The sequence below is a fragment of the Oceanobacillus luteolus genome, from assembly GCF_042678205.1.
Taxonomy (GTDB): Bacteria; Bacillota; Bacilli; order Bacillales; family Amphibacillaceae; genus Oceanobacillus; species Oceanobacillus luteolus.
Window position 1 is genome coordinate 1 of record NZ_JBHUDE010000167.1, and the last position, 18265, is coordinate 18265.

Here is an 18265-nt window from a genome sequence, read left to right on the forward strand (position 1 = left end):
AGAATAACCTCCCAATCTTATATGTTTATTCTAACAATAAAAAAATAAACTGCGAAGCAAGAGCCGTACGCTCTCTCACTTACACAGTTTATTTTACACTCCCAGTCATCCATATTTCACAAACTTATATCCCCTTCTTTATCCAAACGGAATAAAGTCGTTAACTTCCTCATTTATTTCGAAATGCAATCATCCTATATTTATATCGACCCTTTATTTAGATGATGGAAGTTTAAATTTCTCTTATCATTATAATAAAGAAAAAAACACACTATATTGTCATCCAAATATTCAGCTCTATACTTTAAATCTAACTAGAAATGAAAATTTAAGTTTAGCAGCACACCTCAATCAAACATTCAACACAAATTTTTCCGTTTCTAGTCATCCAGATGGCAATAAGAGTTTATTGAAGTTGAACAAAGAAATAGATGTAAGGTACTTTCTAGATCTGATTAAACCTTATGTTCAAGAAATACCTTCTATGAAATATAAAACATGCCTTGATGAGAAAATAAGATTGTACAGTAATAGGATAAAAGAAAAATATGGTATAGAGGTAATAATTAAATTAAGTTCATCAAGTAGAAGGAACCCTTACTCTACTCTCGAAATTAACAAGATTTTCCAAATGAAAAGGTCAGGGTACAAAGACAAAGAGATTGCAAATAACTTAGGAAGAACCTATTGGTCTGTTACCTATAAAATGAGTGAATTGAGAAAGAAAGGTTTGTTATGACTTTTATATTTGATGAACTGTCAGTTCGATAAATATTATTCATATAGAAAAAGAGACCCCAGATTTATAGGGTCTCTTTCTAATTATTATATTATTGAAGTAATTGTAATACTCCCTGTGGTTGTTGGTTGGCTTGCTTTGCCGCTGTGTCTTTCGATGCACAGAATAGACTATATCTTCACCCTTAACTTCATAAGGGGCTGGGCACTTCGAATGTTTTAAACACCCTACGGATTTCATCATCATAGCATTTGCTTTAGATGGTATATCCTAGTCGTTGAACGTTCTCCAAGATTTCTCTACAGGAGCTTCGCTGCTGATTATCCAATCTTCATGTTTTCATACCTTCACGCCCGCCGTTTCCAGCCACGTTGTGGTCGATGAAGCTCTAAGGATTTCCCAGCAATTCACCCAGTCATACTCCGTTAAATTACTTCAACGGACGCCCTAGAACAGTTTATGCTACATCCTGTTCAAATTGAGCTAACATAGATTGTGCCGCTTGTGAAAGGATATTGTTCTTAGTGAACTCCATCATTTCTTTCGCCATCGTGCGAACATTTACTTTCATAAATGACCAGACTATATCTTCACCCTCTAGTTTTCTAGTAGGGGCCGGGATCTTCGGATTCTGATAGATATTGCGGCTCTATCATTCACCTACGAATTTCATCACCATCGCATTTGCATTAGGTGGTATATTCTAGTCGTTGAACCTTCTCCAGAGTTTCCTCACAGGAGCTCGGCTGCTGATTGCCCAATCTCGTCTTTTTTCGAACCATCACATCTGCTGTTTCCAGCTCTGTTGTGGTAAGACAAGCTCTAAGGGGTTTCCAGCAATTCACCCAGTAGTAATCGCTAACCGTTCCCAGTTAGGACGACTGTGCCTCACTCTACATTAAACAGCTTCGGCATAATCAACGTCACGGATTCTTGATTCTGCAGCAGTTAAGTTTTCTGCTGAAGTACCTAAGTTATTGATTGTGTGTTCTAGTCTGTTTTGAACTGCTCCAAGGTTAGAACGTTGTTCAGAAACAGTATTAATAGCAGTTTGAATTAAATCCAGATTACCTGAAGCTGTTGCATTAGTTCCATCCAACGGTGTTAAACCATCTAAGCCTAAACCATCGACAGTAGCATCACTTAATGTTAACTCAATTGTTTCACCTGAGTTAGCACCAACTTGGAATGTGATTGCTTCAGTTGCAGTACCATCTAGTAGTTTCTTTGTGTTAAATTGAGTTTGCTCGGCAATACTTCCAATTTGTGCAGTAAGTGCTTCAATTTCATCTTCAATTTTCCCTGCATCTTCATCAGTCAGTGTTTCGTTCGCTGCTTGAGTGTATAACTCACCCATACGCTGTAAAATTGCATGTGTTTCGTTTAAAGCTCCTTCAGCTGTTTGGATAAGGCTGATTCCATCTTGAGCGTTTGTAGAAGCTTGTTCTAAACCACGAATCTGGTTACGCATTTTCTCAGAAATTGCAAGTCCTGCTGCATCGTCTCCTGCTTTGTTAATTCTTAGGCCTGAAGAAAGCTTTTCTAAAGATCCTTGTACTGCACCTTGGTTTACTCCTAATTGGCGATGTGCGTTAAGAGCTGAAATATTGTGATTGATAATCATAATCAATCTACCTCCCTGTTTTGTTTTTAGGGTCACATCCTTGTGTCCCTTTTATTTATAACAACTCTATGTAGAGTTATTACCGAAATTAATACGTCACTAAATTCGTGTATGAAAATACATCGTCTTAGTTGGTACCATACCTAAAAGTCTGTATTAAACAATCACTTCTTTGTGACTCAATTATTATATCGGCAGATTTTAAATTAAGTTAAATATTTCTATGGAAATTTTTTAGTATATATATTTTCCTCATCATCTTCCATGTGAAATAAGGTATCTCAACCCAACTGATATCCAGGCACTATGATTCCATTGTGTGATATTCTCCAGCAGCTTCCTTATACAAACGCCCGTTATCAAAACACTACATTTATAACCTAAACCGCCCAACTAATTCATTAAGCTCCTCAGCTAATCTAGCAAGATGCTCAGAACTCCCGGCAACCTCTTCCATTGATCCGTTTACTTCCTGGGCAGATGCAGCAGTCTGTTCGACTCCTGCTGCTGATTCCTCAGAAACAGAGGCAATTTCCTGAATATAGGCGCTCATTTCTTGACTGCCTGTAGTAATGACCGCTAGATTCCCAGTTGCAATATTGATATTTTCCACCATCTCTGTAATTGCTGTACTAATTTCTTGGAATGTCTGCCCAGTCGATATAACCTGTTCAGTTCCTTGTTCAACTTCTACATAACCGTCTTTTAAGGATTCTGCAATTATGGTGGATTCTGACTGAATATTATTGACCACAGTTGTTATCTCACTCACAGAAACAGCAACTTGTTCTGCTAGTTTCCCGACCTCATCAGCAACTACTGCGAAACCTTTACCAGATTCACCCGCTCGTGCTGCCTCGATAGAAGCATTGAGGGCCAACAGATTTGTTTGCTCAGCAATGCTACGAATTACAGAAACAAGCTGGGATATTTCCTGGGAGTGGTTCTCGAAAGTCTGCATTTTTTCCACGGAACTTCTAACAATTTGGTTGATTTCCCGCATTTTTATAGTCGATGTTTCCATAAGTTTACTACCTTCACCAGTCATCTCAAGAATGCGATTTGAATTCTGTTTGACGTGCTCACCACTGACATTTGCCTCATCTACTTTGCTCGTAAACGTCTCAGAAATTTCCGTGAGATCACTTGCGCTATCCGCTTGTCTTTCCGAGCCTTCTGCTAGTTCACTCATCGTAATTGCAATCTGGTCTGTCCCAGTAGTTACTTCGCTTGCTGCTTGGGTAAGTTCCTCGCTATGACTTGAAATTGTTTCTGAAACAACGTTTACTTGATTCAACAGCTCGCGCATATTTTTATTCATCTCATTCGTTGCGACACTTAACTGGCCCATTTCATCGACCGTGTGCACCCTTATCGGCTCTTGGCTCAAATCTCCAGCCGCAATCTGTTTCATCCGCTCCATTACCGTCTTAATACGGCTTGTGATACGCTTCGTAATCCAAAGGGATACAAGTGTCGCTAAAACTAACGAAAGTGCAAGAGCAATGGATATTGGAACAAGGATATCCCTTGCCTTTGCCTCAAATTCAGCCACATTCACTGTACCAGCAAGGATCCAACCAGTTGTCGGGTTCTTAGCGAAGGCCATGATTTTGTCATCACCTTCAAATTCATATTCCATAATTCCTTCTTCTTCGGCAGTCATCATCTCCTCATAGAAGCTATTCACAGAAGCATCCTCGCCGATTAGTGTTTCGTTCGGGTGAGTGATGTATGTTCCACTATCATCCAGAACAATTGCATATCCTGCATCCCCAATCTTTATCTCTTGAACCATTTCTAGGAGGATATCAACAGAAACATCCAGTGCAAATACACCAGTCAGCTCATTCGTCTTTTTGTCGTAAAAAGCTCGAGCTGCTGTGACAACTGTCTCTCCGGTTCCTTCATCTTGATAAGGCTCGGTCCAAATTGTTTCGCCATTCGCACCTACAGCTTGCTTATACCATCTTTGTTCAGTCGGGTTATACCCCTCCTCTAAATCTCCAGCGGGATCGATCATTTCTTCCGTTTCCTCAATTCCTGTATAGATGAAGGCAATCGTATCATCTGCATCCCTCGTTGCGGCCAGGTCTTTGAGTATCTCCGTCTTATTCTTCGGTTCATATTCTGCCAGCAAATCACTAGACACAAAACGATCGATATGGTTATGTATATTTTGGAAGAATATTTCAAATGTACCATTCATCCCGGCCATCTGGCTGTCCACATTATTTGTGAGCTCCTCCATTGTATTACGCGCACTAGATTCATAGCTGACAAACGCAACGACTCCAACTACTACAGTCATAAGAACGAGAAAAGGAAGTAATATCTGATTCCTCAGCGACCGATTGAAGATCGTTCCTTTTTTCTGATTTGAAGATGTACGCTTACCTTCTTTATTTATCATTTGTTCAATCATTCCCCCTATAATAATACTTTTATTGCCCTTTGTATTTGTTTAAGATACACCCTAGTTATATCGGCTGAATAGCAACCTATTTGCAGTTGAAATTAATGGTATTTTTTGTATATGAAATTTACTTACTGTGAACTCAGATAAAAAGAGAAACAAAAAGACACCTCAATGAATAGAATTTCTAACATTGAAGTGTCGTTCACACCAAGGTATTCTTAGTGATTCTTTTTAATTAAACAATAAATTTTTAAAATGCCGCAGTCCATCCTCCATCAACCGTCAACACCGCTCCATTTACAAAACTTGATTCATCGGATGCTAAAAACAATGCTGCATTTGCGATATCTTCCGGCTCACCAACTGCTGGGATAACACCTTGAACAACTTTTGTACGTTCCATTCCAAATTCACTGATGTTTTTCATAGATGCAGAAATATTCGTTTTTACCGCTCCAGGAGCAATCGCATTACAACGAATTCCTTTTTGTGCGTACATATATCCTGTGTTTTTCGTTAAACCGATAACTGCATGCTTAGATGCTCCATAAGTCGCTCCAGCATGTGCACCGTTCATTCCACCAGTGGATGCAATATTTACTATCGTACCGCTTCCTTGCTCAAGGAAGAACGGAATCGCTTTACGCATAGAACGCATCACACCTTTAGTATTTACATCAAATATCAAATCCCAGCGCTCATCGGTGATATCGGCGACTGGTTCAAATCCATCCATGATTCCTGCATTATTTACTAAAATATCGAGTTTCCCATATTCAGTCACAGCTGTATCAATCATTAAATCAATATCTTCTTGTTTTGCTACATTCACCTGTACTGCAATTGCAACACCATGATCAGCAGTAATTTCTTTTACTACATCTTCTGCTCCCTCGAGATTCAAATCGGCAACAATGACTTTAGCCCCTTCTTTCGCATACAACTTCGCAATCGCTCGTCCCATACCTGACGCCGCACCTGTAACAACCGCAACTTTTTCATTTAGTTTCAATTGAATTTCCTCCTTATTGATTAAGATAATAAACAACTGTACAATAATTATACAATCAAAAAAGAAAGTCTACAATCAACAGAAAAAGCTAAACTGCTTAGTATTCAACAGTTTTCAAAAATTTTGTTGAATAAAGGAGAAAATAAAATGAAAAAAGATCTACGCATCATTAAAACGGAAGAAAGCTTGCGAAAGGCATTACTTACCCTACTACAAACAAAACCGTTAGAAACAATCACCATTTCGGAATTATGCAGATTGGCAAAGATTAATCGTGGAACATTTTATCTCCATTATAAAGATGTCCACGGAGTATTCAGACATTACTTTGAAGTCATCGTGAAAGATTTGAGAAAGGCTTATGAGAAACCATATTTGAAGACTAATTTTCGCATCGATAATATCACACCTGATATGGTGGAAATATTTGTTCACGTCAAAAAGTATCAGGAGTTCTATCAAATCGTGTTCGACGAGAAAATCCCTATGACCTATTATTATTTAGTTTTTGATACAATCCGCACCTTTATGAGTGAATCTTTGAATTCCAATATGGAAACAGGTGAAGATTTCGATTTTCTGATTAGTTTCCACGCCAACGCAATATTGGGGATCATCATCGAATGGCATAAGCGCGACTACATCACACCGATTAAGGAAATGAATGAGAGGTTGATCAAGTTTGTATCACTATAGAAGAATATAGAGCCGTTTGAGGTAATTATCTTAGTACTTTTGAAGTTCATCGTTTCACTGCTTTAATCAATTCCAACATAATATTAATTGTCGGCTAATACAGGTGTCTTAGTGGACTGATTTTCATCAATCAGTCTACATACCATCCCCTGTAGGTTTCCAATCTTTCTCTGTCTCTAATAAAACATGATACTTGGTACTTAATTCTTATTTTTCTCTTTATTCTATCTATAAGGAAACTTAATTGGTATAATATGGTGGAATCTCAACTAGAAAAGGAAAGGAAATAGAAACTTGAAAAAATATTTTTTTACATACGTTTTCATTGCTATAGTCATATTTTTATCGGGATGCTCAGATTCTAAAGCAGAGGAAGAAAATGAAGCTACAGAGGAAAGCGAGACTAGCGTCGAAACTTCTACTGAACCAGGTACAGAACTTGAATCTTTAATTGGCCAAAAAATTGAAATAACGGAAGATGGCTCCATACAATTACCATTTGACGATCAAGTATTAGCTGCAACATTTTCAAATGATGGTCATGTGAAATTTTTGGCCTTTGATGAGTACATGATTCTAGTGGAGGGCGAAGAAATCATTCATGCAGACATATCTTCCCCGGATCACCACCTGGAATCTGATGAAATTGCATTATCTGAAGATGGGAGATTCGCTACATGGAGAACTCATCTCGATGATTTTGAAATCAGTGTTTATGATCTTGAAACCCGTGAAAAGCATGTAGTCGAAAAGACAGAAGATCACGATCCTTATAATGTATTTCAGCCTTGGCTCATTGAAAAACATGGAGATACTTACTATCTCATGACAAATGACTATTGGGCTGCGTTGGGAATAGGATATGAATCTGACGGCTCGGTCACTGTACTTGACTTGAATAATTTGGAAATCATCGATGAATATGACAGGGTGGAACCTCTCCTCCCCACAGAACCGATTGAGGATGATGATAAATACCATACGCTTAAAGCTGAGGCTGCCGTACTCGGTATGGAAGACGGGATGTATTCGCCGTATGGCTATTTCAAATACTTTTATGCCATCGAAGAGCCTGGCGAAGATGAAGACTCCATGATGTTAACAAACTTGTACGGTGGAGATACAGCGAATAGCTTTCTTAAAGAAATTAAATTAGAAGATTTAAAGTTTGGCACTGACGAGATCCGCGTCATGGAATTTAGACAGTTAGATACCCAACGGCTTCAGATTGCAGATAATGGCATGTTTATTATTCCCGTTGTGGACGGAAACGTGGAGGAAAATGATTATGCGCTCAGTGTCTATGTAGCTGACTTAACGAAAGATAGTCCAGTTACAGCAACACTTATTACAGAAATAGAAGTAACCGGCAATAGACCTTCTATCATTTTCAATGAAGATGAGTCTGCAATTTATTTATCTCATGGAAATATAATGGAAAGATTTGAACTGAAGTAGACATGCTGTCTAATTATAAAAATTGATTGAGGCAAGAAACAGAGCTCCGAACATCGATTTGTTCGGAGCTCTGTTTTGAACTTTATATGACACTATACAATATCCTCAAACCAAACAAGCTTCACGGGATTAGCATGGACACTCTTCCTCTCCCAAACATCCTCCAAATAAACCTCCGCAATCCTCAACTGCCTCTCATCCTTCACAGCCTCCTCAACCGCCACCACACTCTCAAATATCTCCACAAACCACTTCGCAATATCCTTAGAATAGTATGTTTGCAAATCATAAGAAAGCTTCTTAATTTCAGTTACATGATTCAATAATCCGTCTATCTCATCCTCCAAAACATCAATCCACCGGAAAAGTTCATGATCCAATTTACCAGAATTTCGAACACTCTCCAGCCGGTCCCTCATCTCCTCTGCAAACACTTTCTCAACCTCATATTTGCCAATCAACCGCAAAACCTCAAGCCCCAAAATATTCGCCGTCCCCTCCCAAACCGTCAAAACCTGTGCATCCCGAAGTAACCTCGGCGTTACAAAATCCTCTATATACCCATTGCCACCATGCATCTCGATTGCTTCATGGGCAAAGTGCACCGCTTGCTCCGCAGTTTCCTTTTTCATCACTGCGACATATAATCGAAACAATGCTTTCTCCTTTTCCGTCGCTGTATGTTTCGTATCAAGTCCCATCACCTTATCCATCAGCTCAATCACACGAAACAACGCATTCAGTTCAACTTCTTGTTTGGCGACCATTTTACTGAGCGTTGCTTGGATCATCGGATACTCCGTCAACTTTTTTCCGAATGCCTCCCGCCCCATCGCATAATTCCTTGCCTCCAAATAAGCCCGGCGCATAATTCCAAGCGAAGCTACAGCATTGGAAACCCGTGATAAATTCAACGCCTCAATCATATAGTAGAATCCCTGATTCTCTTCACCGACCAAATATCCTACAGCACCTTCAAACTCCACTTCGGCTGATGGCACTGCCCGGACACCGAGCTTATCCTTCAACCGCCGGATCCTCAGATTCCCAGCTTCCCGATTTTCTTCCCAAGGTACGAGAAAGAGACTTAATCCTTTTGTTCCTTCAGGTGCACCTTTCACCCGTGCAAGCACCATCGCTACACCGCACGCTCCTGCATTACTGGCAAAATATTTTTCCCCAGTAATTCGGTACACCTCTCCAGTCTTTACAGCAAATACTTCATTGGCACCGACGTCCGACCCACCCTGTCTTTCCGTAAGAAATGTCGCTCCCTCATACAACTTCACATCCCCGGTCGAGATTACGTGGGGGAGAAACTTTTCCTTTAATTCCTCGGAAGCATAATGGTCAATGAGGTAGGCGGTCGCCTTCGTCAGTGTCACGGGACAGGCAAGACCTGGTTCAGTATGCGAAAGCAAGTACTTCAGCGCATAAGAATAAACATAATTCCCTTTATGTCCAAGACTAGGAATCTCTTTATGGACATAACCGACAACTCCAGTGTTATACGTATCCTTCACGGATTGCTTATAGCCCTCGTTCAACCAGACCTTGGAGACTTCGTTTCCCATCTTGTCATAGCGGATCAGCTTTGGCTCGCCTTCCTTGTCCGTGTGTGCTGCTCTTTCATCAATTGGCCCTGCACATAATTCTCCGTAATTCTCCAATTCTTTATCCGCCCACTCGAAAAAATCCCCCGACAACGTTTCTTTTAACAGCCTGCGCAAATTAAGATCTTCAATATAAAAATTTCCTGTATTCTTCTTTTCTTTAATATCCAACATTTTCATTCCTCCTAAGATGTAGAACTTATCCTGTCACTTGTTTCCTTAACTCATGTTTCAGTAATTTCCCAGTTGCATTCCTTGGAAGCGCATTCATTTCTTCGTAAACCTTTGGAACCTTATAATCCGCTACTTTACCATGTAAGAACTGTTTCAACTCATTTTCCAAATCAGCTATTTCCCCATCAAGAACGACACAGGCTTTCACCGTTTCACCCCAGTCAGGGTTCGGGATTCCGACTACCGCGACATCTGAAACGAGAGGATGTGTGAGTAATAGATTTTCAATTTCCTTCGGGTAAATATTGACACCACCAGAAATAATAATGTCTTTCTTCCGGTCAATCATCCAATAGAATCCATCTGCATCCTCACGAGCCATATCTCCCGTGTATAGCCAGCCATCTTTCAATACAGCTTTTGTCTGCTCCTCATCCTTATAATATCCTTTCATGTTCCCTTCCCCACGAAGGATGATTTCACCGATTTCTCCCGGTTGTACATCCTCACCTTTGTAGTCAACAATCCGAATCTCACAATTCAAAGCAGCCCGATTACCGATGCTTCCTGCTTTTTCCTCATGATCCTCGAAACCAAGCAATGTTCCATTCGGACCTGCTTCCGTCAATCCGTATACGCAGACAAGTTGATCGGTTTTAAATTTGTTTTTCACCTGCATGACTTCTTCTTTTGAAAGTGGGGCAGCTCCATAAATCCAGTATTTCATCGAGGATAGATCGTAGTTATCAATCTCTGGGTGTTTAGAGGTGGCTAAATAAGCAATCGGTGCTCCGAAGAAATGGGTAGTCTTTTCCTTAGCAACCGTTTCAAGCAGCAATTCAGGAGTAAAGGTTGGCACGACGACATGGGTTGCGCCGACATATAGACCTGACACTAAGAAAAGATGTAACGGCGCCGAATGACTGAGTGGCATCATATGGAGGATGCGGCTCTCTGGCTTCAATTCCATCTCCACCGCAATCGTAAGGGCAACCGTCAATATGTTTCGATAAGTAAAGAGGACACCTTTCGGACTTCCGGTTGTCCCTGATGTATAGAGAATAGAAGCTTCATCATCCTCTGTGAGGTTGCATTCTATTTCTGTACATTCACCATTTGTCAGCAAATCTTCAAAGGATAGCCAGTTAGGCTCAGCTGGCCCTGTCTTAATGAACTGGACTTCAGGGGAATTCCTCGGCAAGTTTCGGACGTTTTCAAAAAGCAACTCATGCGTGATAAACATCGTCGCGTCACTATGTTCCAAAATATACTGTATTTCATTTTCTACCAATCGAGCATTAATCGGCACGGTAAGAGCGCCAAGTCGTAGGACGGCAATATAGGCGATTAAAAACTCTTTCGTATTCGGCAAGTGTAAGATGACTTTATCTCCTTGATCGATACCCAATTCTCTTAGACTATGTGCGAACTTATTGACTGCTTCGTTCCATTCCTTGTAAGTGACTCGTTCAGATGGTGTGACAATACCTTCTTGATTGGGATATTTTCTTGACATGACGGCGAGTAAATTTGGGGTATTCATTTACCTTCACGCTCCAATTCATTTAATTTAGCTTGAAACTCCTTCAACAACGATTCCATTTCTGAACGTATTTGGATAAGCTCGTCGATCCGGTTCGTCACCTCCTCGATTTTGTCTGCTCCATATTCGATTGTCCGTTGCAGCTGTTTTTTTCCGCTCCGGTCAAGGTCAAAAAGCTGAATCATTTCCCTAATCTCTTCCAATTGAAAACCATATTTCTTCCCACGGAAAATCAGCTTCAGCCTTCCACGTTCTTTGTTGGAAAAAATACGCCTTCCACCTTCTGTCCTCTTAGGTTCCAATAAACCAAGCTCTTCATAGTAACGGATAGCTCTTGTAGTTGTCCCAAATTCTTGCGCAAGCTCTGCAATCAAATACGTTTTTCCCCTTTGCATGTCAATCACCTTTGTTTTAATTTTCCTACAATTATAATGTACCATTGACGTTAACGTAAAGTGCAAGAGGGGCAGAAAGTTCCCCCCATCCCACATCACTTGGTAGCGACCTGACTTTTTAATAATACACTTACTAGGATTGCTCGCATTACATCAAACAAAAAATGGTTCTGAGCAACTCTTTCTGCTTAGAACCATTTTATCAAAAAGGATATATAGTTAATCCAAATCAATCCAGACGCTCTTCACTTCAGTATAATTTTCCAAAGCATAAGACCCCATCTCCCGACCGAAACCAGATTCTTTATATCCTCCAAATGGAGAAGCTGGATCCGTGACATTATAACAGTTAACCCACACTGACCCTGCTTTCAGTCGTTCAGCAACGTAATGGGCATTTCTCAGATTTTCAGTCCATAATCCTGCAGCCAATCCATATGAGGAGTTATTGGCACGCTCAATCACTTCGTCTAAATCATCGTAAGGCATAGCTACCACGACTGGTCCAAAAATCTCTTCCCGAGCAATCGACATCGACTCATCCACATTCGTAAAGACAGTTGGTTCAACAAAATAGCCTTTATCTGTATATCCGCCACCGGTCAGCATTGTTGCTCCTTCTTCATTTCCTTGGTTAATATATCTCTTTACCCTGTTTTGTTGTTCCTTAGAGACTAGTGGACCCATTTCCGTATCTGGTGATAATCCGCTTCCTTGCTTTACGTTTTTAGCATAGGATACTAATTCAGATACAACTTCATCAAAGATTGCCCTTTGGATATACACCCTGGAACCAGCACTACATACCTCTCCCTGATTCGCCATAATTCCTGAAAATACACCGGGCACTGCTTTTGTTAAATCAGCATCTGGTAAAATAATGTTAGGAGATTTTCCACCTAACTCAAGGGTTACTCTTTTCATTGTGTTAGCTGCTTCCTTCATAATAGATTTCCCAACAATAGTTGACCCGGTAAATGCAATCTTGTTTACATCTGGATGTTTAACAAGCGCATCTCCAGCCATCTCTCCAAATCCTGGAACAACATTAATCACGCCTTCAGGGAAACCGGCCTCTTTAGCAAGTCTCGCTAAATATAAAGCTGATAACGGCGTTTGTTCAGCGGGTTTTAAGACTACTGTACAGCCTGTTGCCAATGCTGGAGCAATTTTCCAAGAAGCCATCATCAATGGAAAATTCCAAGGAATAATTTGTCCTACAACTCCGACGGGTTCATGTCGGGTATAGTTTAAATAAGATCCTGCAACCGGGATGGTTTGGCCAACAATCTTTGTCGCCCATCCAGCATAGTATTGAAATTGTCCTACAGCATTTGGAATATCATTACCCAGCAATTCATGCAGTGGTTTTCCGTTATCGAGTGAATCAATTTCTGCCAATTCCTGTTTGTTTTTTTCAATCAACTCTCCTAGTTTGAACATCAATCTTCCGCGTTCAGCGGCACTCATTGTAGACCACGGACCCTCTTCAAAAGCTTTCTTTGCTGCTCTGACTGCCTGATCAACGTCTTCTCGCTGTGCTTCACTAACATAGGCAAGCAGTTCTCCATTAGCTGGGTTGTATGTTTGAAACGTCTTTCCAGTATTCGATGGAACAAATTCCCCATTGATAAATAAATTCTGATCACCTGATAAAAACTCTGAAACTTTTTTTGATAATTTTACTGAAGTAACCATTTAAAAGAACCTCCGTTTAATTATAATTTTAAGTTTCTTCAAGCTTACTGTTACTGATTAAAATGCGAATTAACATCTTCGAATTAAACTAATAATCAGTCTTTTATAAATTGAATTCATGTACATCGACACTCAATTAAACATTTCTCAATAGGTTTATTGCAGTACTCATTTCTTGATTAAAAATATACGACCCAGCAACTAATATGTTCGCACCTGCTCCTTTAGACAACCTTCCTGTTTCAATATTGATACCACCATCTACTTCAATTTTGAACTCTAAATTATCATCTTTCCGAAGTCTATCCAACCTGGTTATTTTTTTTATTGCCAGAGGCTGGAATGGATTTCCTCCAAAACCTTCATCACATGTTAACAATAAAACGACGTCAACAAGTTCCAAGCAATGGATAATTGTTTCCACTGGGGTTTCAAGTTTTATTGCTACTCCCGCTTTTACACCTTGCCGCTTAATATGAAGAAGTATTTTTCTAAGGAAAACTGTGCTTTCTGGATGAACTATTAATATATCTGATCCAGCTCTTAAATACTCGTCTATCAATCGCTCCGGTTTGTCTATCATTAAATGAACTTCTAAAGGCAATGAGGTTACATTGCGAATTGCTGCTACTGTAGAGGGTCCCCACGTTGTGTTAGTCACGAAGACACCATCCATAATGTCGATATGCAAATGATCAGCATTAGCTTGTTCCAATCGTCTGATATCCCTTTCCAAATTCAAGAAATCTGCGCTTAGAATTGACGGTGAAACTAACAATCTATTCACTCACTTTCAGCATGGATCGATTTACTCTTTCGCTACTGTCTTTTTAACATAAAGCCCCAATGGGATTGTAATAATCACAAGAATTCCAAGGCCGATATATCCAATGCTTCCTATATTTGCAATAATATAATCAAACACATTTCCATTCCAAAGTGCAGTGGTTTGTCCCTTAATGTCCGTGGCACCACTATTTTCCGCTAGTTTACTAAAGTATGGAGCAAACCAACTTGCGACGTATAAAACAATAACCATATTAATAATTCCGCTAATAGCAGTCTTCAAGATATTATTGTTATGAATAATCGTAGCCATACATGTAAAGAAAGCAATAAATGCCAAATCTCCTAATGGAAGAACTTTGTTACCTGGTAGAATTACTGCTAAAACTAAAGTTAAAGGAATTAGCATTGTTCCAACAATCTGAGTAACAGGTAACCCCAACGTGAGTGCTGAATCCAGACCGATATATACTTCTTTACCTTTAAAGTATTTATTGAAGAATTTCTTCGCAGATTCTGAGATTGGAAGTAATCCTTCGACAATAATCTTTACCATGCGTGGGAAGAGTACAATAATAGCTACAACACCCATCATCAGATTCGCTCCCTCGGTAAAATTGTATCCTGCAAGTAGAGCGAGTAAGATTCCTAGAAAAACCCCGATGATAATTGGATCACCGAACATTCCAATCTTACCTTGGAGATATGTTAAGTCGAGCTTTGAATTACGAAGAAACGGAATCCGGTTGTAAAGCTTATCCAATAGCGCAAATAATGGAACGGTACTTGCGGCATATCCCTGTGGTATAGATATACCATCTACCCCAAGCATGTTCTGTACCCTTTTCGCAGTATAATCGGCTGAAAGCAAAGACCATGTAGCCTGGATTAAACTAGCTCCCATCGCCAAGACAATACTTCCAGTCATGAGGTGTACTACTGCTCCCGTAAAGGCATAATGGGAATAGTTGAAGATATCAATATTCATTGTTTTGGTAAAACCAACCAGCAATAGTACTAAATTGAGTATAAATACTGCTGGAATGATTAACGCTCCTACTAATGTAGAGAAAGTGATACCTGCTGCTGCCCCTGAACCTACATCGATTACTGATAGATTAAAGTCAAAGCGTTGCATGATCTCATTTACAGCTGGTTCTAAAATAGTAGATATAAGTGATATGGCTAAACCAAGACCGACAAATCCAACCCCAACTGTAACTGCACTCCGAATCGACCGTAATACACCTTGACCTAAAATAAGACCAATTACTAAGAGCACCAGTGGAACAAACACTGTTGAACCTAACGAAAGAAAATAATCCACAATCCCCAATTTCTATTCCTCCCTTAGTATTTTTATAATTTTATCTTTTACTTCTTCTTCATTAATACCAACTAAGAATGGAGTTCCTACTACAATAGGTGTCTTATATTTACTTTCATCTATTTTCATAGAAGTGATGAATATGTCAGCAGAACCATCAAACGAATCCAATTCAAAAATCTGTGCTTGGGTGATTGAATAGTTAGTGATTCCTTCCTCTTGTAAAACGCTTTCAACTTTTTGTATAATCATTGTTGATGTTGCAAGTCCTGCTCCACAAGCAATAACAATCTTCTTTTTCATAACCAATCTCTCCTATTCATTAAAATGGTTTTGCATTAAAGAAATCAATTCATCTTGGGATTTCACGTTTTTTATCTTTTTTATGATGTTTCGGTCTTGTAATATATTCGATAACTTTTGTAAAACCTCTAAATGTTTATCACTGTCATTCAATATCAACCCAAATACAATATCCACATCTAGAGGTTGCAAGTCTTGTATGTTCTTAAATTCAATGGATTGTTCAGGCTTAACTACAACAAGTTTTTGTGCTCTGGAATATGTTGTATCGGTATGAGCAATTGCCACATTAAAATCTCCTAAACTCAAACCCGTCGGAAATTCTTTTTCTCGAAGCTTTATTGCCTCTCTAAAATCTTTTGTTACATATTTTTTCTTTTCAAGTTCATCTGCCATAAAGTCAAACAACTCATTTTGGTTAGCTAAAGGTTGGCCATAAAATACTAGGTCCGCTTCTACATACATTTTGAATCCTCCATATTATGAAATAGTACTTTTATCTTGGAATAAAGTAATCAATTCTTCAGGTTGCTCAAAAGACATAATTAACTTGCTTCCATAAATCTTTTCTAACGTATAAATGATCTCGTATAATTTCCCGAGAAGTTTTCGTATGTTTACAACATCCTTCTCTGCCACAGCAAGTAGAATAATTAAGGATACACAGTAATCATCATTCCATTTAATTGGTTTTTTCGTCGTCATAATGGCGATTCTAGTTTCATTTGCCATTGAAGACAGCGCATGTGGTACAGCAACCCAGTTTTTGACCATTGTATTTCCTAACTTCTCACGTTCGAAAACAGATGTTTTAAAATCCTTTTTGACAACGCCATCTTTTTCAAGTACATCAATCAATGTATCTAAACATTCTTCCTTTGTCGTCACATTCTCTTGCAGGAATATATAACGGTCATTAAAATAATTTGATATCGTTTCAGAATTTAATTTACTTTCTTCCCGTTTCCTTTGTGTTGAAGAGTGCTTCAAGTATGTTGAATAGATTCCGATCAATTCTTCATCACTGACTAATGGTGATACATAGACTATTGGTTGTGTAATATCTTCTAACTGGACGGAAGAGATGATGAAATCCACTTCGGATAAGTCCTCATTGTTCAATTGCGATTTAGCTACCAGTCTCAAGTCAACACTGGCAGGAAGTAAGCTTTTAATACGATTCATAATCAAATCGGATGTGACAAGACCGGTTTGACAAACAATCAATACCTTTGACATCTGTTCTTTTCTTTCAATTGCTACTCGAAAATGTATCGTAATAAATGCAACATCATCATCAGTCAGCTTGATTTCATACTTCTTTTCAAAATCCTCAAGGACATACCACAAAATTCTAAATAGCACTCCATAATTGCTTTTTATTTCACCCAGTAATGGATTATAAATATTAATATTTGACTTCAAACGATATATCATCGGGAACATATGATAGATCAACGCATTGTATAATTTATCATCAGTCGTTAAATCTATATTAATCGCCTTGCTCACTTGATCAATGATTTGGCTGATATCTTCAGAAAGTATATTTTTAATATATTTATTACTCAATTTTGCCTCAATCCGATGAGCAAATAGTTGGTTACTAATATGCTGATGTTCTAGCTCGTTAAAATTAAATGAAAGTGATGAAGAAATACGGTGGCTGATTTGGACAGCTAAAGGATAATTTGTAAGTACTGCCCCATCAAACTTAACATCTGGCATCGTAGTCAAATGGTAGCCTCTATAAGCACGCTCGGTTAGTATTAATAAGGATATGAAAAATGACTTCAAATACTGTTCTGAGATATTTAAATCTAGCACTGACACTAGTTCATCCATAGTTTTATAGACAGTGTCTAGAATATTTTTCGTAAACAATGGTTCCAGAATTTCTGCATAAGAAGCCAATGTAAAGTTATGCACTTTTTGTTCAATTAAATAGTACGCAAAGCGTTTGACCGTTTTCTGAATAGTGATTTCTTCACCGTGGATTCTAGTTCCCTTGATGTCTGAAACGAGCCTTACTTCGTCATCCATAAATTTTCGAATCCGATTGATATCTTTGATAATTGAAGTGGTGCTTATATACAAATCTAATGATAACGATTGGTAGGTTACAGTTTGACCTTCCATAAACAGTCTTCTAAAAATTACAATCTGTCGTTCTAAAGATGAATAATTAGGTGTTTCTAGTGTCCCTTCCAATTGATAGATCATTCTTTGGACAGCAGCTGGTTCTCCATGCAGTTTAATTCCTTGGTTAGGTTTCCTATGAATTTCTATTTCCAGTCTGTTAAATACTTCTTCTAATCCTTTTAAATCATTAAAAATTGTTCTTTGCGAAATATTCAGTCTGTTAGCGTAATATTTAGCTGGCATATATTTTTCATTTCTTGCCATTAATTCTACAAGTTTTGCTTGCCTTCTCGTTATATCTAACAAAATCGACACCCCCAGCTAAATGAATTTAAT

General features: G+C 38.8%; 15 protein-coding genes and 2 pseudogenes. 4 read left to right on the plus strand and 13 right to left on the minus strand.

Translation table 11 applies throughout. The features are described from left to right. Nucleotides 1-49: 49 nt before the first annotated feature. Nucleotides 50-406: pseudogene (locus ACFSBH_RS20870) on the plus strand (hypothetical protein); the annotation flags it as partial. A gap of 9 nt (nucleotides 407-415) precedes the next feature. After that, entirely contained in the window at nucleotides 416-739 is a 324-nt protein-coding gene (locus ACFSBH_RS20875) for a hypothetical protein (RefSeq protein ID WP_379599544.1), read from the plus strand. A gap of 457 nt (nucleotides 740-1196) precedes the next feature. Here ACFSBH_RS20875 and ACFSBH_RS20880 read toward each other — a convergent pair whose 3' ends face one another. The 4 genes and pseudogenes from ACFSBH_RS20880 to ACFSBH_RS20895 form a co-directional block, all read right to left on the minus strand. Next, nucleotides 1197-1310: a flagellin gene (locus ACFSBH_RS20880; RefSeq protein ID WP_379599546.1), complete on the minus strand. Its 114-nt coding sequence runs from the start codon at nucleotides 1308-1310 to the stop codon at nucleotides 1197-1199. 336 nt (nucleotides 1311-1646) lie between these two features. Continuing rightward, nucleotides 1647-2363: pseudogene (locus ACFSBH_RS20885) on the minus strand (flagellin N-terminal helical domain-containing protein); the annotation flags it as partial. A 373-nt stretch (nucleotides 2364-2736) separates the two neighbouring features. Then, nucleotides 2737-4788: a methyl-accepting chemotaxis protein gene (locus ACFSBH_RS20890; protein WP_379599548.1), complete on the minus strand. Its 2052-nt coding sequence runs from the start codon at nucleotides 4786-4788 to the stop codon at nucleotides 2737-2739. A gap of 244 nt (nucleotides 4789-5032) precedes the next feature. After that, entirely contained in the window at nucleotides 5033-5794 is a 762-nt protein-coding gene (locus ACFSBH_RS20895) for an SDR family oxidoreductase (RefSeq protein WP_379599550.1), read from the minus strand. Between the two features lie 147 nt (nucleotides 5795-5941). Between ACFSBH_RS20895 and ACFSBH_RS20900 the strand changes: the two genes are divergently transcribed. Both ACFSBH_RS20900 and ACFSBH_RS20905 read left to right on the plus strand, forming a co-directional pair. After that, nucleotides 5942-6490 (plus strand): TetR/AcrR family transcriptional regulator, encoded by a 549-nt coding sequence (locus ACFSBH_RS20900; RefSeq protein WP_379599552.1) that lies wholly within the window; start codon nucleotides 5942-5944, stop codon nucleotides 6488-6490. A 294-nt stretch (nucleotides 6491-6784) separates the two neighbouring features. Further along, nucleotides 6785-7948 (plus strand): hypothetical protein, encoded by a 1164-nt coding sequence (locus ACFSBH_RS20905; protein WP_379599554.1) that lies wholly within the window; start codon nucleotides 6785-6787, stop codon nucleotides 7946-7948. 92 nt (nucleotides 7949-8040) lie between these two features. Here the strand turns inward: ACFSBH_RS20905 and ACFSBH_RS20910 are convergent, their stop codons facing one another. The 9 genes from ACFSBH_RS20910 to ACFSBH_RS20950 form a co-directional block, all read right to left on the minus strand. Continuing rightward, nucleotides 8041-9741, minus strand: a complete 1701-nt coding sequence (locus ACFSBH_RS20910) for an acyl-CoA dehydrogenase family protein (protein WP_379599556.1) — start codon at nucleotides 9739-9741, stop codon at nucleotides 8041-8043. Between the two features lie 19 nt (nucleotides 9742-9760). Next, entirely contained in the window at nucleotides 9761-11278 is a 1518-nt protein-coding gene (locus tag ACFSBH_RS20915) for a class I adenylate-forming enzyme family protein (protein WP_379599558.1), read from the minus strand. After that, nucleotides 11275-11673 carry a MerR family transcriptional regulator gene (locus tag ACFSBH_RS20920; protein WP_379599560.1) on the minus strand — a complete coding sequence of 133 codons (399 nt, stop codon included), beginning with the start codon at nucleotides 11671-11673 and terminating at the stop codon, nucleotides 11275-11277. Before ACFSBH_RS20920 ends, ACFSBH_RS20915 begins: the two co-directional genes overlap by 4 nt. Before the next feature lie 219 nt (nucleotides 11674-11892). Continuing rightward, nucleotides 11893-13371 (minus strand): aldehyde dehydrogenase family protein, encoded by a 1479-nt coding sequence (locus ACFSBH_RS20925; protein ID WP_379599562.1) that lies wholly within the window; start codon nucleotides 13369-13371, stop codon nucleotides 11893-11895. A 136-nt stretch (nucleotides 13372-13507) separates the two neighbouring features. After that, nucleotides 13508-14158: a ribulose-phosphate 3-epimerase gene (rpe, locus tag ACFSBH_RS20930; RefSeq protein ID WP_379599564.1), complete on the minus strand. Its 651-nt coding sequence runs from the start codon at nucleotides 14156-14158 to the stop codon at nucleotides 13508-13510. Nucleotides 14159-14179: 21 nt separating this feature from the next. Further along, a complete protein-coding gene (locus tag ACFSBH_RS20935) occupies nucleotides 14180-15484 on the minus strand; it encodes a PTS galactitol transporter subunit IIC (RefSeq protein WP_379599681.1) in 1305 nt (434 codons plus the stop codon). A 12-nt stretch (nucleotides 15485-15496) separates the two neighbouring features. Continuing rightward, nucleotides 15497-15787 (minus strand): PTS sugar transporter subunit IIB, encoded by a 291-nt coding sequence (locus ACFSBH_RS20940; protein ID WP_379599566.1) that lies wholly within the window; start codon nucleotides 15785-15787, stop codon nucleotides 15497-15499. Between the two features lie 12 nt (nucleotides 15788-15799). After that, nucleotides 15800-16252, minus strand: coding sequence for a PTS sugar transporter subunit IIA (locus ACFSBH_RS20945; protein WP_379599568.1), 453 nt, complete (start codon nucleotides 16250-16252; stop codon nucleotides 15800-15802). A gap of 15 nt (nucleotides 16253-16267) precedes the next feature. Next, on the minus strand, nucleotides 16268-18235 hold the full coding sequence (locus ACFSBH_RS20950; RefSeq protein WP_379599570.1) for a BglG family transcription antiterminator: 1968 nt from the start codon (nucleotides 18233-18235) through the stop codon (nucleotides 16268-16270). Nucleotides 18236-18265 lie beyond the last annotated feature (30 nt).

What these genes read in the sequence shown, in the direction of transcription:
- ACFSBH_RS20880 (WP_379599546.1), bottom strand. Translation starts at nt 1,310, where the DNA reads ATGAAAGTAAATGTTCGCACGATGGCGAAAGAAATGATGGAGTTCACT.
- ACFSBH_RS20890 (WP_379599548.1), bottom strand. Translation starts at nt 4,788, where the DNA reads ATGATTGAACAAATGATAAATAAAGAAGGTAAGCGTACATCTTCAAAT.
- ACFSBH_RS20900 (WP_379599552.1), top strand. Translation starts at nt 5,942, where the DNA reads ATGAAAAAAGATCTACGCATCATTAAAACGGAAGAAAGCTTGCGAAAG.
- ACFSBH_RS20910 (WP_379599556.1), bottom strand. Translation starts at nt 9,741, where the DNA reads ATGAAAATGTTGGATATTAAAGAAAAGAAGAATACAGGAAATTTTTAT.
- ACFSBH_RS20915 (WP_379599558.1), bottom strand. Translation starts at nt 11,278, where the DNA reads ATGAATACCCCAAATTTACTCGCCGTCATGTCAAGAAAATATCCCAAT.
- ACFSBH_RS20920 (WP_379599560.1), bottom strand. Translation starts at nt 11,673, where the DNA reads ATGCAAAGGGGAAAAACGTATTTGATTGCAGAGCTTGCGCAAGAATTT.
- ACFSBH_RS20925 (WP_379599562.1), bottom strand. Translation starts at nt 13,371, where the DNA reads ATGGTTACTTCAGTAAAATTATCAAAAAAAGTTTCAGAGTTTTTATCA.
- ACFSBH_RS20940 (WP_379599566.1), bottom strand. Translation starts at nt 15,787, where the DNA reads ATGAAAAAGAAGATTGTTATTGCTTGTGGAGCAGGACTTGCAACATCA.
- ACFSBH_RS20945 (WP_379599568.1), bottom strand. Translation starts at nt 16,252, where the DNA reads ATGTATGTAGAAGCGGACCTAGTATTTTATGGCCAACCTTTAGCTAAC.